Genomic DNA, 607 nt, shown 5'->3' with positions numbered 1-607 from the left:
AGCCCTGCCCTTGAGGGCAGGGATGTAAGGCGCAGACCGTTTTATCCCTTCAGGAACGCTGTTCGCGGTAGCGGTGCGTAGCACTTTAAAATAGCAATATGTTGGTCAGAGAAGCCAAGCTGCTCAACGGCACAGCAGAGCAGTACCAAGCTCTGGATGAAGCCATTCGCACTGCGCAGTTTGTGCAAAACAAGTGTCTGCGGTACTGGATGGATAACCGGGGCGCGACCAAAGCGGTTCTGTATTCCCTCTGCAAGGACTTGGCCAAAGAGTTCCCCTTCGCCCGCCAGCTCAATTCTGCCGCCCGTCAAGCTAGTGCCGAAAGAGCTTGGTCTGCCCTCTCCAACTTCTACCGCCGTTGCAAGAACAAAGAGCCAAAGAAAGGCTATCCGCAGTTCAAGAAGAACTGTCGGTCGGTCGAGTACAAGCTGTCCGGCTGGAAGCTGTCTCCTGACGGCATGTCCATCACGTTCACCGACGGCTTCAACGCAGGAACATTTGCCCTGTACTGCAATGGTGAGGCAAGACACCATATCCTAAACTCCAAAATCAATCGGGTGCGGGTGATACGCAGGGCAGATGGGTACTATGCCCAGTTCTGCTTGGA

1 pseudogene is annotated in these 607 nt (G+C 54.4%); it reads left to right on the top strand.

The annotated features are described in order from the left end of the window. Positions 1-98 precede the first annotated feature (98 nt). Positions 99-607, top strand: a pseudogene (locus tag NW819_RS14460) (RNA-guided endonuclease TnpB family protein); the annotation flags it as partial.

It is taken from the genome of Synechococcus sp. R8-2 (assembly GCF_047461715.1).
Taxonomy (GTDB): Bacteria; Cyanobacteriota; Cyanobacteriia; order Thermostichales; family Thermostichaceae; genus Thermostichus.
This window is presented reverse-complemented; position numbering and strand designations above follow the sequence as displayed.